At 43.8% G+C, this 14,311-nt stretch carries 13 protein-coding genes and 1 riboswitch; of the genes, 1 reads left to right on the top strand and 12 read right to left on the bottom strand.

Annotation, left to right across the window (positions count from 1 at the left end; genetic code table 11):
• Window positions 1–82 precede the first annotated feature (82 nt).
• From asnB to LCM11_RS16545, 4 genes are all read right to left on the bottom strand, one after another.
• Window positions 83–1,588: an asparagine synthase B gene (gene asnB / locus LCM11_RS16560; RefSeq protein WP_224895397.1), complete on the bottom strand. Its 1,506-nt coding sequence runs from the start codon at window positions 1,586–1,588 to the stop codon at window positions 83–85.
• Between the two features lie 214 nt (window positions 1,589–1,802).
• On the bottom strand, window positions 1,803–2,399 hold the full coding sequence (locus LCM11_RS16555) for a Fic/DOC family protein (RefSeq protein ID WP_224895396.1): 597 nt from the start codon (window positions 2,397–2,399) through the stop codon (window positions 1,803–1,805).
• The gene (locus LCM11_RS16550; RefSeq protein ID WP_224895395.1) at window positions 2,392–2,571 is read right to left on the bottom strand and encodes a hypothetical protein; all 180 of its coding nucleotides are present in this window, start codon (window positions 2,569–2,571) and stop codon (window positions 2,392–2,394) included. Before LCM11_RS16550 ends, LCM11_RS16555 begins: the two co-directional genes overlap by 8 nt.
• A 103-nt stretch (window positions 2,572–2,674) precedes the next feature.
• On the bottom strand, window positions 2,675–3,511 hold the full coding sequence (locus LCM11_RS16545) for a Ku protein (RefSeq protein WP_224895394.1): 837 nt from the start codon (window positions 3,509–3,511) through the stop codon (window positions 2,675–2,677).
• 101 nt (window positions 3,512–3,612) lie between these two features.
• Between LCM11_RS16545 and ligD the strand changes: the two genes are divergently transcribed.
• Window positions 3,613–5,382, top strand: a complete 1,770-nt coding sequence (gene ligD / locus LCM11_RS16540; RefSeq protein ID WP_224895393.1) for a DNA ligase D — start codon at window positions 3,613–3,615, stop codon at window positions 5,380–5,382.
• Between the two features lie 74 nt (window positions 5,383–5,456).
• On the opposite strand, the gene LCM11_RS16535 is transcribed toward ligD, so the two are convergent.
• From LCM11_RS16535 to LCM11_RS16500, 8 genes are all read right to left on the bottom strand, one after another.
• Window positions 5,457–7,013, bottom strand: coding sequence for a fatty acid--CoA ligase (locus LCM11_RS16535; protein ID WP_224895392.1), 1,557 nt, complete (start codon window positions 7,011–7,013; stop codon window positions 5,457–5,459).
• A 63-nt stretch (window positions 7,014–7,076) separates the two neighbouring features.
• Window positions 7,077–7,844: a 3-hydroxyacyl-CoA dehydrogenase gene (locus LCM11_RS16530; RefSeq protein ID WP_224895391.1), complete on the bottom strand. Its 768-nt coding sequence runs from the start codon at window positions 7,842–7,844 to the stop codon at window positions 7,077–7,079.
• On the bottom strand, window positions 7,841–9,001 hold the full coding sequence (locus LCM11_RS16525) for a thiolase family protein (RefSeq protein WP_224895390.1): 1,161 nt from the start codon (window positions 8,999–9,001) through the stop codon (window positions 7,841–7,843). The genes LCM11_RS16530 and LCM11_RS16525 overlap by 4 nt, the downstream gene beginning before the upstream one ends.
• A gap of 12 nt (window positions 9,002–9,013) precedes the next feature.
• Complete coding sequence (locus LCM11_RS16520) at window positions 9,014–10,162, bottom strand: acyl-CoA dehydrogenase family protein (protein ID WP_224895389.1); 1,149 nt, start codon at window positions 10,160–10,162, stop codon at window positions 9,014–9,016.
• Between the two features lie 267 nt (window positions 10,163–10,429).
• Window positions 10,430–11,170, bottom strand: coding sequence for a Cof-type HAD-IIB family hydrolase (locus LCM11_RS16515; RefSeq protein ID WP_224895388.1), 741 nt, complete (start codon window positions 11,168–11,170; stop codon window positions 10,430–10,432).
• Window positions 11,171–11,302: 132 nt separating this feature from the next.
• The gene (locus tag LCM11_RS16510) at window positions 11,303–12,154 is read right to left on the bottom strand and encodes a MetQ/NlpA family ABC transporter substrate-binding protein (protein ID WP_224895387.1); all 852 of its coding nucleotides are present in this window, start codon (window positions 12,152–12,154) and stop codon (window positions 11,303–11,305) included.
• A gap of 11 nt (window positions 12,155–12,165) precedes the next feature.
• The gene (locus LCM11_RS16505) at window positions 12,166–12,828 is read right to left on the bottom strand and encodes a methionine ABC transporter permease (protein ID WP_224895386.1); all 663 of its coding nucleotides are present in this window, start codon (window positions 12,826–12,828) and stop codon (window positions 12,166–12,168) included.
• Complete coding sequence (locus tag LCM11_RS16500; protein ID WP_224895385.1) at window positions 12,818–13,846, bottom strand: methionine ABC transporter ATP-binding protein; 1,029 nt, start codon at window positions 13,844–13,846, stop codon at window positions 12,818–12,820. Before LCM11_RS16500 ends, LCM11_RS16505 begins: the two co-directional genes overlap by 11 nt.
• Before the next feature lie 153 nt (window positions 13,847–13,999).
• Window positions 14,000–14,114: riboswitch (SAM riboswitch) on the bottom strand.
• Window positions 14,115–14,311 lie beyond the last annotated feature (197 nt).

The following is a 14,311-nucleotide window of genomic DNA, read 5'->3' as shown; positions in this document are numbered from 1 at the left end:
AAGCTTGGAATAATTTATTATTATCAGTAAAGGGTTCGACCCTTTCTATGACGATACTGTAGCGCGGGGCGTTAAACGTTCTCTAAGCCGTAGCCCATTTTCCTACGGTCTGAAGCATATTTTCTCCAGGGAAATGCTTTTTGAATATTTGATAGTAAAAAGCTTCCTGCTTCGAGCGGATTTCTACAGGGACAGTGTCCTTAAGACGAACCAGCTCATCATTCGTAATGCTTTCTTCCGCATGCGCATCCAGTAGATCCAGCGCTCCGCTTCCTTCGGAGAATTCTGCTTTCTTTCTCCAGAGAACTTCATCAGGGAGCATGCCATCAAATGATTTTCGAAGTAGCCATTTCTCCATTCGGTCTGTCTTATGAATCTTGAGACCAGCCGGGATCTTCAAGGCATTCTCTACAACTTCCATATCAAGAAATGGAACACGAAGTTCAAGCGAATGCGCCATGCTCATTCGATCGGCACGCTGCAGGTTAACATGATGAAGAGTATTTAGAATGCGGATAATTTCTTTATTAAGAGAGCCTGTATCCTGAAACCTCTCCATGTAGGCGTAACCTGCGAACAGTTCATCAGCTCCTTCACCTGAAAGGATTACTTTCACATGTTCGGATGCTAATTTTGATACAAAGTAGTTCGGGATCGCACTTCTGACTAAAGAAGGTTCATAAGACTCTAAATGGTAGATTACATCCTCTACAGCCGCTACCAGTTCCTCCTGCGTATAAATATATTCATAATGATCTGTTCCAATCGCTTCGGCCACTTTTCGTGCATTGATTACATCCGCACTGCCTTCCGCACCAACACAAAAAGATTTAAGCGGAAATGGCCCTTTATGATATCGTTTCGCGATCGCGGCTATTAAACTGCTGTCCAGACCGCCGCTTAGCAGAACGCCAACCTCTACATCCGCAAGCAATCGTTTTTCAATAGCTTCCTCCATCGTTTCACGGATTGAATGGTTCACCTGATCCAGAGAATCTTCGTTAAACGTTCTATCTGGAGCTTGTACATGTCGATAACATACAAAACCTTCTTCAGGAGTGAAGTAATGGCCATGAGGGAACTCTTCAGGCTGTTGAACGAAGCGCTCAATAGCTTTCAATTCAGAAGAAAATACATACTGTCCTCCCTGGTCTAATCCGTAATATAAAGGTTTTATTCCTAATGGATCACGAGCCACAATAAAGGTATCATTACGTTCATCCGCAATAAAAAAAGCAAACATTCCATCAAGCTGCTCAATGGCTTTCGCGCCTTCTGATTCGATCAGTTTTAAAGCAACTTCACTATCGGACTGAGTAAGAAAGCTGGTTTTCCTTTCCAACTCTGATTTTATTGATTCAAAATTGTAAATTTCTCCATTGCAGACGATCCACCGATCTTTTTCGGCGTTGTGAATGGGTTGAATACCATCATCCAGCCCTATAATCGACAGGCGCCGGTGTCCTAAATGGACGCGGTCGGTTACAACTGACTTCCCTTCATCCGGACCACGGTGATGAAGCAGTTGCAGTACTTCATCCATTTGGCTCTTTTCGATTTCTCCCATTGACACAAATATCCCACACATTTGACGGATCCTCCTCAATAAATATCTTTCTTTTCATTAGTCCTACAACAGGCTACGCCCATTTCCAACTTTATTCAAACCCCAAATAACTCCAAATTCCTGTAAAAAAAGCTACTTCCCATGTTCTGGAGTACTCTAGCAAAAAACACAGGGAATGTGTGTGTTTTGAGATAAAATAAAGCCTCCAGCTTTATAAAAGCCGGAGGCGGATAAGTTAATTCTTTTTACTTAACGATTCTTCAATCACTCGTCTAAGCATACAGGTGTCATGGACAGACTCGATGCTTGCTTCCAAAATCCGTTCTCTCGGGAGCACAGACCAATCAAGATCGAATTTCGCTTCTAAGGCCAGACAGCGGATAAACTCACGGAGTGCACGGCCATTTCCTTCTCGAAAAGGATGAAGGACATTTAACTCAGCCATATAATAAGCAAGAGCATCAGCGAGCTGTTCCCGTTCCATATGTTCCCAGTTTTCTTTCGCTAATGCTTCAAACAATGGCCCCGCAGCTTCTCTAATAAAGCGTGCTTGAGCAAAGGAAAACCCATCTTTGGTTATGTTTTCAGTCCTTATTTCCCCGGCAAATGGATACAAATCCCCAAATAGATACGTATGAATCTTTTGCAAATGGCGTAAATCAAAATCACCCTGGGCAGGGAATGCCTGTAATTCAGCTAATCGCTGGGTAGAAAGAATCGTTTCCATGCTCTGTAACTGATTGTCATCCATAATATCATAATGGTTAATCAGAACCGTAGAATCCCGGTAGTAATAACGGGAAGACCCACTGCCGTATCGGGAATTAGGCATGACGCGAAAGTTCCAAAGCCCTCTTAATAAATTCCTTATGGGTGATGGCACCGGTTAAGCATTTCTTCACAAGCGTCTCTTGCTTTTGGCTGAGGCGCAGTCCCTCGACAGCCAATGATGCTTTGGCTGGACGCATCAAAATTTCTGCCTCTTCCTCTGTACGCGTACTCATTAACAAACCCTCCGCCCCATAATCATTCTATTATATATTATACTACAATCCGGAGAATAAATACAGGTGAAGCATGCGACAAAATCCTATTATGACGCCTTTTTTACGAGGTTTTCTTCTTTGATCCTGCACTGGACTTTCGCTTTGTTGTCTTTTTCTTGGTTCCCGCTTTTGTTTTCTCTAAAGATTTCTCTAAAGCTTCCATCAAATCAGTTACATTATCAGGCTTCGGTTTATCCGCAGCTGTTGTAATCTCTTCATTATTTCTTTTCGCTTCAATTAAATCAAGCAGAGCTGTACGGTATTCATCCTTATATTTTTCCGGGTCAAACTCTGCCGTAAGCTGATCAATTAACGTCACGGCTGTACTTACTTCTTTTTTGCTTAGTTCCGTTTCTTCTGGAACGTTAGGAACATCTTTAGATTCTCGGACTTCGTCCGGAAAATGTATGGTCTCCATAACCAGCGTATTTTGGTAAACGCGCACAATGGCAAGCTGCTCTTTAGAACGAATAATAATTTTCGCTACGCCGATTTTGCCTGTGTCGGTAAGGGCTTTTCTTAACAATCCATAGGCTTTGCTCCCGCCCTCGTTCGGTGACATATAGTAGCTTCTTTCAAAATAAATGGGGTCGATTTCTTCAAGTTTTACAAAGTCCAAAATCTCTACTGCTTTATCTTCCTGTTCCTTTTTTAACGTTTCCAGATCTTCCGCATCTAAGACCACGAATTTGTTCTTAGCATATTCATAAGCTTTTACAATTTCCTGACTTTCTACTTCTCTTTCACAAACCGGGCACCGTTTTTTATATTCAATCGGCGATTTACATTCTTCGTGAAGCTGTCTGAGCTTAATGTCCTTATTCTCGGTTGCTGCATGAAGCTTAATTGGAATATTAACAAGCCCAAAGCTAATCGTGCCTTTCCACATTGTATGCATAGAGCCCACTCCTTTTTCCATAGCTTTCTCGAATGCAGGGAAAATATGTTTAAAAGAGCAGGGATAACCCAAACTAATGGAAAGAATGAGGAGGTTTAAAGATGGTCAAACCTATGCTGTTGACGCTAACGGAAGCTCTTCCTACAGGTGATGAGTGGATGTATGAAGTGAAATATGACGGGTTTCGTGTACTTTTACATGCGAGCGAAGGTAACATTACACTCACAAGTCGAAATGGCAAAAATTTCACTGCTCAGTTTCCGGAAATCAGCGAGTTGAAAATCGAGGCAGATCTCTCCCCTTTTACGCTGGATGGGGAACTCGTCATCTTAAACACCCCTTATCAAGCTTGCTTTTCTGCTCTTCAACAAAGAGGAAGGTTACGAAATGCAGATAAAATTCAGCAGTCGGCCAGGCAGAGACCCGCTGTCTTTATGGCGTTTGACTACCTGAATGATGAGAAGTCATCCTACATAGAAAGGAAGCATATTCTGGAAAAAATTCTTAACACCCTCCGTCATTCCAGCATACAGGCAGTCGAATCATTTACTGACCTGAAGGAGGTTGAAGATCTTGTCCATCTTCATCGCGGAGAAGGAATCATTGCGAAAAGAAAAACCAGCCGCTATGAAGCTGGGGTAAGATCCAAACATTGGCTTAAAGCCAAACAATGGAGAACTGCTTCCGGATTTCTTACAAGCTATGACCAATCAAACGGATACTACCAGCTTCATTTGGAAGAAGAAAATAACGGCCTTTATCCTCTGGGGAGTTTTAAACACGGCATGACATCTGAAGAAGATCATACTTTACGAAATTTTTTTAAAGAGAAAGGAACTAGAAAAAAGCAGGTGTGGGAGCTCGAGCCAAGTGTATGTGTTGATATCCATTGTTTGAATGCTGAAAAAGGTGAAATGAGAGAGCCAGCATTTCACCAGTTTCGGTTTGATCTATCTCCGTCCGACTGTACTTTACAGAAGCTGAAATGGGATTTGTCTCTCTTTCCGGAACAAGTAGAAGCTACAAATCTCTCTAAAGAATTATGGAACGGCCTGTCCAAAATGGACTATTTAGTGTATATGAGAATGGTATCACCCTATCTTCTACATTTTCTAAAAGATAAGAAAATAACATTAATCCGCTACCCAGACGGAATTAATCAGCAATCATTCTATCAAAAACACTTTCCTGATCATGCTCCGGATTACCTGAATGTATTTGAGGAAGCGGGAGAAAGGTATATTCTCTGTCAAAACCTGTCGTCTCTGATGTGGATCGCTAACCAGGGGACTCTTGAGCTCCACCTACCTTTTCAAAAAGCGGGGGCATATTTCCCTGATGAAATTGTCATTGACCTGGATCCTCCAGACCAAAACCATTTTCACTTAGCCGTATCAGCAGCCAGCCTGTTAAAACCTCTTTTGGACAAGCTGCACATTAAAAGTTTCATAAAAACCTCAGGAAATAAGGGTATGCAAGTTCATATTCCTATTCCAGAAGGTTCTTTGAGTTATGAAGAAACCAGGAAGCTGACCGAAACTTTTGCGCGTCTGCTCGTGAAACAAGAGCCTGACCTTTTTACAATTGAACGGCTCAAAAAGAAAAGGGGAAACCGCCTGTATATTGACTATGTACAGCATGCAGAAGGCAAAACCATAATAGCTCCCTATTCTGCTCGAGCCACTAAAGAAGCAACAGTTGCCGCCCCTGTGTACTGGTATGAAGTAACCAATAATCTTGATCCTCATTCATTCACGATTACCAATGTAGTGGAACGCCTTGAGCGAGTAGGGTGTCCTTTTTCTAATTATGAAAAAGCAAGACACGAGCAGCCAATTGAACAATTGCGAAATGTAATAAGCGATAAATAATCTGTATTTCTGTCGATTATTGCCCGGGAAATAAGAAAATCCCCGAGAATATTCCCGGGGATTTTAATAAGCTGCTACTCCGATACTAAATTGAAGTTTTCTCTTAGTTTGAACTTTTGAAGTTTACCGCTGGCATTTCTCGGAAGCTCATCTACAAACTCATAGCGTCTGGGTCGCTTATACCGGGCGAGCCGGTTACTGGAGGTACAGAACTCATCAAGGGTTTGTTCATTAAGGCTGTCATCTTGTTTAACAATAAAGGCTACCACTCGCTCTCCCCATATTTCATCCGGTTCTCCAATAACTGCTGCATCAAGTACGAGAGGGTGCTCAAACAGAGTATCCTCTACCTCTCTGGAATATATATTCTCCCCGCCCGATATAATCATATCTTTAACCCTATCACTGACCCATAAATAACCCTCATCATCTATCGAGCCAATATCTCCCGTATGATACCACCCTTTATACAGAGCTTCCTCTGTGGCTTCCGGTCGGTTGTAATACTCCTCCATCATACTGGGGCCTCGTACAATAATTTCCCCTCGTTCACCAGGTTTGCAGATAGCCTCCGGTTCAGATGGTCCATGCTCGTTCGTTCTTACTACCCGAACTTCATGATTTAAGAGAGCGCGGCCCGCTGATCCAGCTTTGGAAATCTGCTCGTCTTCCATTAAAGCAGTAATTGCCGGCCCCATCTCCGTCATACCATAAGCCTGCAAAAGCTGTACTCCAATCGCTTCGTGCAGTCGTAATGTTAAAGCGGGTGCCATTGGCGCTCCACCATACAGTCCTTTTCGGAGGGTCTGGAAATCCTCCTGAGAGAAATCCTCCTGGAGCATCATATTCCACATGGTAGGTGCAGCAAACAGAGTCGTAATCTGTTCCTGTTTAATCGTTTCAATAACAGAAGGAGCATCAAAGTGGTGCAGCAGCACATTGGTACTTCCAATCATGACTCTTGGGAAGAAAGCGCAGTGCAGTTCAGCACAGTGGAAGATGGGAGCCGTGGTTAATCCCCGGTCCTCTGGGTTTAACTGCAGGCAGGCGGTCATAATTAAAGACTGATCAATCATATCTCTGTGTGAGTGCACGACACCTTTTGGCAGGCCGGTGGTACCTGAAGTGTACATGATCGCATAGGGATCCGTTTCATCTAAATCGCAGGAAGGTCGGACAATCGGAGCATCCATCAATTGATCATAGTAATGGACAGCATAAGCAAGATCATGTTCATCGATTGACCATAACTCTACATCACTAAGTACAGGTACCAACGGCTCAATTCGATCCGCAACAGCCTTTTCGAAAAGAACCACCTTAGGATCTGCATCTTTTAGAATAAATTCGATTTCTTTAGAGGTCAGCCGGAAGTTGATCGGATTGAAGATGGCCCCAAGTTTCGTACAGGCAAAAAGGGCTGTAGCAAATTCGGCCGTATTAAACAGGATGGTGGAAACTTTATCCCCTTTTCCGACGCCGGAGGTCTTAAGGGCATTAGCCAGTCGGTTTACTTCAACATCCCACTCCTGAAACGTCCACCTTGTACCTAACCGAAGATCCACTAATCCCTCTTTGTTCGGAAATTTCGCTGCCGTCTGTTCAAACATGCTACGTAATGTTGCTCCCACTTTGATCGACTCCTTTTATATGATTTTTATAAAACACATTTTTCAGAACCCTCTCGTGAACCCCTACTTTGCCGGCATCCTCACTGCTCCGTCGAGACGGATCACCTCCCCATTTAACATGACGTTATCCAATATACTAAGAACCAGCTGGCTGAATTCTTCAGGCATGCCGAGTCGTTTAGGAAAAGGTGTCATCTTTCCCAGCGAATCTCGTGCCGACTCTGGAAGCTGACTGAACATAGGAGTATCAAACAATCCTGGAGCAATCGTCATCACCCTTATCCCGTGCTCTGCAAGCTCTCTTGAAATGGGTAGAGTCATCCCGATCACCCCGCTCTTAGAAGCGCTATAGGCGGACTGTCCGACCTGTCCATCATACGCTGCAATAGATGCAGTATTCACAATGACACCGCACTCCCCTTTTTCATTCGGCAGGTTGTGCTGCATCTGCTCAGCAGCCAGCCGAATCATATTAAATGTGCCTATTAGATTTACTTCAACCACCTTCGAAAAGGATTCCAACTTATGAATTCCCTGCTTCCCAATCACCTTTTCCCCAGCTGCAATGCCCGCACAATTGACAAGAACGTTGACCTTGCCAAAAGCGCGGCATGCCTGGTCGATGAGCTGTTTCGCTTGCTCAGAAGAAGTCACATCTGTGTTAGTAAATATAGCTGCTTCTCCTAACGATTGAGCAAGCTTCCTTCCTCTTTCGGTATCCTGATCGGCAATAACGGCCCGCCCGCCGTTCTCTACTATACTTCGAACTACTGCTTCTCCTAAACCGGAGGCTCCGCCTGTGACAATCGCTACGATTTCTTCACGGATCATTCCTGCATCTCCAGTCGTTCAATAATGGTGCCATTGGCCATTCCCAATCCTTCACATATCGCAAGCAATCCATATCGCCCCCCGATACGCTCCAATTCATGAAGTAAACTAGTCATGAGTTTAGCTCCTGTTGCACCTAAAGGATGACCGAGAGCGATAGCTCCTCCATTTACATTTAACCGGGCATGTTCCACCTTTGTTTCCTTCATCCAGAATAAAGGCACGGACGCAAAAGCTTCATTGACTTCAAATAGATCGATGTCATCGAGGCTAAGCCCGGCTTTTTGTACCACTTTTTGCGTGGCAGGAACGGGTCCCGTCAACATCAGTGTTGGATCGGATCCTACTACGGACCGGGCAACAATTCTAAATTTAGGCTGCACACCTAGTTCTTCCGCCTTTTCACGCGACATTAATAAAAGGGCAGCTGCTCCATCACTAATCTGACTTGAATTTCCAGCCGTAATGATTCCGTCTTCTTTAAAAGCGGGCTTCAGCTGAGAAAGAGTAGCTGTTGTGGTGCCCGGCCTTGGTCCCTGATCCACATCCACCTTAATGGACTCTCCCTGCTCATTCGTTCCCACCACTGGCATCGTTTCTCTTTCGAAATATCCTTTTTTAATCGCATTTAAGGCTCTTTCGTGACTGGAAGCAGCATAAGCATCCAATTCTTCCTTCGATATTTCCCACTTTTCTGCAATACGTTCTGCGGACAGACCCTGGTTGATCATGTCATACTTTCCGGTAAGCAGTTCACTATACTTGCTTCCTTGCATATTGGAAAACATAGGAACACGTGACATGCTTTCTACTCCTCCGGCAATAACTACGTCCATATCCCCACAGGCAATGGCCTGGGAAGCAAAATGGACGGCCTGCTGGCTCGACCCGCACTGACGGTCTATCGTTACTCCGGGGACCTCCAGTGGAAATCCAGCCATCAGCGCTGAAATCCTGGCTATATCCCCCGCCTGCTCACCTACCTGCGATACACAGCCTGCAATGACGTCTTCTACTTCCTTCGGATCTATCTGGCTCCGTTCGATTAGTTCCTTCAGAACTAACGCAAAAAGTTCATCCGGTCGTTTCCCACTTAATACACCATTTCTCTTTCCAACCGGAGTACGAACCGCTTCCACGATAACTACTTCTTTCATATTCCCTGCCTCCTAAACGAGTCCCATTTTCTTCGCAATGATCGATTTCATGACTTCATTCGTGCCTGCATAAATAGCTGTGACTGGTGCGTCACGGAACCTTCTGGCTATTTCATACTCTTCCATATATCCATAGCCTCCGTGCAATTGCATACATTCAAGTGCCACTTTTTTCACAAGTTCGGTTGTCCACCATTTGGCCATGGAAACCTGTTTTACCACATCTTCTGCCTGCATATGAGCTTCTATTGTTCGATCGAGAAAGGTGCGGCCTATTTCAACTTCCGTCTGCATTTCAGCCAGTTTGAACTGAGTATTTTGAAAAGAAGCGATCGACCTCCCGAATGCCTGGCGTTCTTTTACATATTGGATCGTAAGTTCAAGCATTCGCTCACAGGCAGCAATGGCTCCAATTCCTACGATCAGCCGTTCCTGCTGAAGCTGATTCATCAGATAATAGAAACCCTCTCCTTCTTTCCCTAACAGATTGGAAGTCGGTACTTTAGCGTCTTCGAAAATAAGTTCAGACGTATCCTGACTGTGCAGTCCCACTTTTTCAAGTTGTTTTCCTCTGGTAAAGCCCGGAGTGTCTTTCTCTACTACAATTAAACTGATTCCCTTATGGGCTGGGGAAGCTTTTGGATCCGTCTTGCACACAACCAGGACTAAATCGGCATAGGTACCATTGGTAATAAACGTCTTTTCCCCATTTAATATATAGTGGTCCTCTGTCTTCTGAGCAGAAGTCTTTACAGCTGCCAGGTCTGAACCCGCACCTGGCTCAGTCATAGCAATAGCGGTGACACATTCTCCAGTCGTACATTTCGAAAGCCACCTTTTCTTTTGATCCTCGGTCCCGTAAGCGGATAAATAGGGAACGACGATATCGTTGTGCAGACCAATGCCAATTAATCCTGTCCCCACTCTTTCCATCTCTTCATTAATAATTACAGAGTAACCAAAGTCAGCATTGAATCCGCCATACTCTTCATCGAGCCACGGACATAGATATCCTTGTTGCCCAAGTTTTTTCCAAAAGGACCTTGGTATGGCTTTTTGTTTTTCCCACTCCTTAAAGTATGGATAAGCTTCTTTCTCCAGAAATTGGCGCAATGACTTTCGCAAAATCTCATGCTCTTCTTTTATGTAACCTGCTTTCATCATAGCCTCCTAATTAGTTTCATCCTGAAGGGAAATCATTTTCTAATAGAATGATTCTCGCTGTTTACGTTCAATTCCTCCACGATTAGGAAAACGGTTACAAAAAGACGTTTAATTGAATAATATGACATGTTTTTACACCATGAATATAGGTGCACAGACGTTAATCCGATAAAAGCCTGTACGGGGACACATAGCTCTCCGCAGCGCATAAAAAAAGCTTGCAGGAAAACCAGCTGGTTTTCCTGCAAGCAAACGTTACGATCTCTATGAATTCAATATTTTTTCGATTGCCTGAGCTACTCCATCTTCAGCATTTGTTCCTGTGACGAACGTTGCTTCCTGCTTCACTTCATCCTGAGCGTTACCCATAGCGACTCCTACACCGGATTCACGGATCATCGCTATGTCATTCATGCTGTCCCCTACTGCCATTACGTTTTCCATCCGCAGATCAAGCCAATCACAAACTTTCAGTAAAGCCGCGGCTTTCGTGACACCTGTTGGGTTAACTTCAATATTTGTGGGACTGGAGTTTGTAACCTCCAGGTCCTGGTTGCCGTTCAATTCCTGTAGAATAGCTTCTCTGATATCATCATCCTCTATATCAAAGCCGAACTTAAGCCAGTTATATTCTTCAATTTCTTTTTCAAAAGGTTCCTGGGAATTAAAAATTCCTTGTTCCGTAGAGGACCAGAAATATAATCCATGTTCTTCTTTCAGCTCCCACAAACGACTGACGTGGTGAGGCTCCAGTAAGGTTTGGTCAACCAGTTCAAAGTCCTGATTATAAATCTCGCCACCGTTGATTGTTACAATATACGAAGAACGGCCAAGCTGATCAGCTATATCGCGGCATCGCGACAGTGACCTTCCTGTACTTAATAGGACATGAATTCCCTTATCCTTTGCTTTCTGGACGGCTTTAATATTCGCGTCTGATACAGTTCCCTCCGGATTTACAAGGGTACCATCTACGTCTAGTGCAATTAATTTAATATCTGTCATTGTATTCACGTCCTCTCTTCTACTTTCTCTATTCTAATACAAGGACAGACTTTCATACAACGAAATGACTATACGGTATCGGCTGGTTGATTCAATTGATTAACAATAGGTCCATTTTACGCTCCTATTTGCTTACCAGCCTATTTTTTCAAGTGATACAAATGTAGGGATCAAAGAGTCATTGTAAACTTCACGAATGTGCTGGGCTACGTCTTCTTCCTGATATAGATCGACAATGGTTTCATACACTTCTTTATCCGTTTCATCTGCACGGGATGCAATGATATTGATATAAGGCTGTGCCGTATCATCTTCAATAAAGATGGCATCGTCTACAGGAACAAAACCGGCTTCTACGGCCACGCCGTTATTTATAATAGATGCGGCAACGTCTGGCAGTACACGGGGGGTCTGGGCGGCCACGATTGGTTCAAATTTTAAATTTTTAGGGTTTTCCTGAATCTTGTCCAAGTTCCCATTTCCATCAAAATCATCTGGCAGACCAATCAGTTCTGCTTTTTCAAGAAGTAATAAAGCACGTCCCATATTGGTGGCCTCTTTTGGTATAGCAATGGTGCTTCCTTCTGGAATGTTTTTAACATCATCATATTTTTCTGAGTAAATTCCCATTGGAGCGATTAACGTTGTACCAATTGGGGCCAGATCCAAATCATGTTCTTTTATAAAAGAGTCAAAGTAAGAGACCGTTTGAAACGCGTTTAAATCAATGTCTCCATCCGCGAGCGCCATGTTAGGCCGTACATAATCTGAAAACTCAACTAACTCAATTTCAATATTCTCCTTGGCTGCTTTTTCTTTTATCTTTTCCCAGATCGGTACGCCGGACCCGTTCAGTCCAACTTTAACGACTTTTTTCTCCTCTGCTCCTTCACTGGATTGTGCTCCGCTGCTTTCACTGGAACATCCGGCTAATACGGTTCCAATGGCAGCTACTATACTTAATAAAATGATTAATTTCTTCATGTTGAGACCTCCTATTGTCTGCGAATTTTTTTAGATACAAAGTTTCCTATTGTTTGTGTGAGCTGCACAATGACGACGAGAAGAAGCACGGTCGCAATCATGATATCCGTCTCAAATCGCTGATAGCCATACGAAATGGCTAAGTCACCAAGACCACCGCCGCCTACAAAACCGGCCATGGCGGAAGCCCCCACAAGACCAATCGTCGCGATGGTCAGATTCAGTACAATGGAACTTAACGCTTCCGGTATATATACGCGCGCGATAATTTGCCAGGGTGTCGCTCCCATAGCCTCCGCCGCTTCAATAACCCCTGGCTTTACCTCGAGCAGACTGCTCTCTACAAGGCGTGCGATGTAGGGCGCCGAGAAAATGACGAGCGGGACTACTGCTGCAGCCGTACCAATGGATGAGCCCACAATAAATCTTGTCACTGGAAGAATGGCTACCAGTAAGATGATAAATGGGATCGACCTGAAGAAGTTAACGACTGAACTTAACGCATTGAATATAGGTTTGTTTTCAAGCAGCCCTCCGTTTTTAGTAACCACTAGCGCAATCCCGAGGGGAAGACCAATTAATGTGGCTGCAAGCAGAGAAATCCCGACCATTAAGAGGGTCTGATTGGTAGCTTCCAGAATTCTCGGCCAAAAATCCATTAACTTAACCTGCATGTGCTTTCACCTCCTGAACCGTCACGGAACGCTGGATTGAGTCGATTGCTCTCATAATTTCTTTATCTTCTCCTTGCAGTTCCACCACTAAATGCCCAAACGGAATGCCCTGAAGCTCTGTAATCTGCCCGAACAGTACATTCACTTCCACTTCATATGACTTCGATACGTGGGAAAGTACTGGCTGCCCCGCACTTTCATCTACAAAGGTGACACGGTAAATATGCCGGCTTGCTCCCCGCTTTTCAATCCCCTCCAGGATGGATGCTGGAATTTCATTTTCCATAACCGTTCTTACAAAGTTCTTTGTAGTGGGATGTTCCGGCTGGGAAAACAAATCAAATATAGATCCTTGTTCGATGACACGACCATGTTCCATAACTGCGATTCGATCACAAACTTCACGGACCACATTCATTTCATGTGTGATCATAAGAATCGTGATGTTATATTCATCCCGTACTCTTCGCAAAAGTTTCAGAATGGACTTGGTGGTCTCAGGATCAAGAGCAGATGTCGCTTCATCACAGAGCAATATGTCCGGAGAGGTAGCTAACGCTCTCGCAATTCCGACCCTTTGTTTCTGGCCTCCCGATAACTGGTCCGGATACTGTCTGGCCTTATCTGATAAACCTACAAATTCCAGGATTTCTTCTACACGTGAATCGATCTCTTTTTTAGGTACTCCTGAAATCGCTAATGGAAAAGCGACATTGTGACGTACCGTTTTAGACTCCAGGAGATTAAAGTGCTGGAAGATCATACCGATTCGCTTCCGGACTTTTCGTAATTCAGGTTTAGACAGCTGGGTCAAATCTTCCCCATCCACGAGAAGCCTGCCTTCAGAAGGATATTCCAGTAAGTTAACTAAACGAACAAGCGTACTTTTTCCTGCCCCGCTATAACCAATAACTCCGAAGATTTCTCCTTTATTAACGGTTAAATCCACTTGATCGACAGCTCGTAATTCATTTCCATTGTGTTCATAGATTTTAGATATTCCTTCAAATTCAATCATGAACGTCCCCCCTTTGTTTTTCGATTCTTCCAATTAGCTTGTCTTTCTATGTACGACAAAGTGTGAAACTTTCGTTATGGCACATAAAAGAGCCCCTCTTCTTAAAAGATAAGAAGAGGGGCTCTATCATACGTGATTTATGAGAACCGTCTCTTCTCATCTTTCACGTGCATAAAGCACCTGCTGGAGTTGGCACAGTTTCTGATGACGTATCAGTCCCGCTGCCGAGGTATCGTAGGGCCAGTCCCTCCACCTCTCTAGATAAGAAGAATTTCATTTGTTTTTAAATTGGATGGTGATTATCTTATTATAGCTCACCAGCTTTGTCAATTTTATCTGAAAACTTTTCGTTTTTTTCTCTTCCCTGACTAAAAACCGGATCCAATGTCTATTACAGGACAATCCAATTTTCACGATTATATTTATACCTGAACGGGTATGCTGAAATAGAGAGCTTATAAAGGA

It is taken from the genome of Halobacillus halophilus (genome assembly GCF_020171985.1).
GTDB classification, from domain to species: domain Bacteria; phylum Bacillota; class Bacilli; order Bacillales; family Halobacillaceae; genus Halobacillus; species Halobacillus halophilus_A.
This window is presented reverse-complemented; position numbering and strand designations above follow the sequence as displayed.

Bases quoted from the DNA above. Each gene is read 5' to 3' on its own strand.
- LCM11_RS16520 (WP_224895389.1), bottom strand. From the start codon at position 10,162: ATGAAAGCAGGTTACATAAAAGAAGAGCATGAGATTTTGCGAAAGTCA.
- ligD (WP_224895393.1), top strand. From the start codon at position 3,613: ATGGTCAAACCTATGCTGTTGACGCTAACGGAAGCTCTTCCTACAGGT.
- LCM11_RS16515 (WP_224895388.1), bottom strand. From the start codon at position 11,170: ATGACAGATATTAAATTAATTGCACTAGACGTAGATGGTACCCTTGTA.
- LCM11_RS16505 (WP_224895386.1), bottom strand. From the start codon at position 12,828: ATGCAGGTTAAGTTAATGGATTTTTGGCCGAGAATTCTGGAAGCTACC.
- LCM11_RS16525 (WP_224895390.1), bottom strand. From the start codon at position 9,001: ATGAAAGAAGTAGTTATCGTGGAAGCGGTTCGTACTCCGGTTGGAAAG.
- LCM11_RS16500 (WP_224895385.1), bottom strand. From the start codon at position 13,846: ATGATTGAATTTGAAGGAATATCTAAAATCTATGAACACAATGGAAAT.
- LCM11_RS16550 (WP_224895395.1), bottom strand. From the start codon at position 2,571: ATGAGTACGCGTACAGAGGAAGAGGCAGAAATTTTGATGCGTCCAGCC.
- asnB (WP_224895397.1), bottom strand. From the start codon at position 1,588: ATGTGTGGGATATTTGTGTCAATGGGAGAAATCGAAAAGAGCCAAATG.
- LCM11_RS16530 (WP_224895391.1), bottom strand. From the start codon at position 7,844: ATGATCCGTGAAGAAATCGTAGCGATTGTCACAGGCGGAGCCTCCGGT.
- LCM11_RS16510 (WP_224895387.1), bottom strand. From the start codon at position 12,154: ATGAAGAAATTAATCATTTTATTAAGTATAGTAGCTGCCATTGGAACC.
- LCM11_RS16545 (WP_224895394.1), bottom strand. From the start codon at position 3,511: ATGCATACAATGTGGAAAGGCACGATTAGCTTTGGGCTTGTTAATATT.
- LCM11_RS16555 (WP_224895396.1), bottom strand. From the start codon at position 2,399: ATGCCTAATTCCCGATACGGCAGTGGGTCTTCCCGTTATTACTACCGG.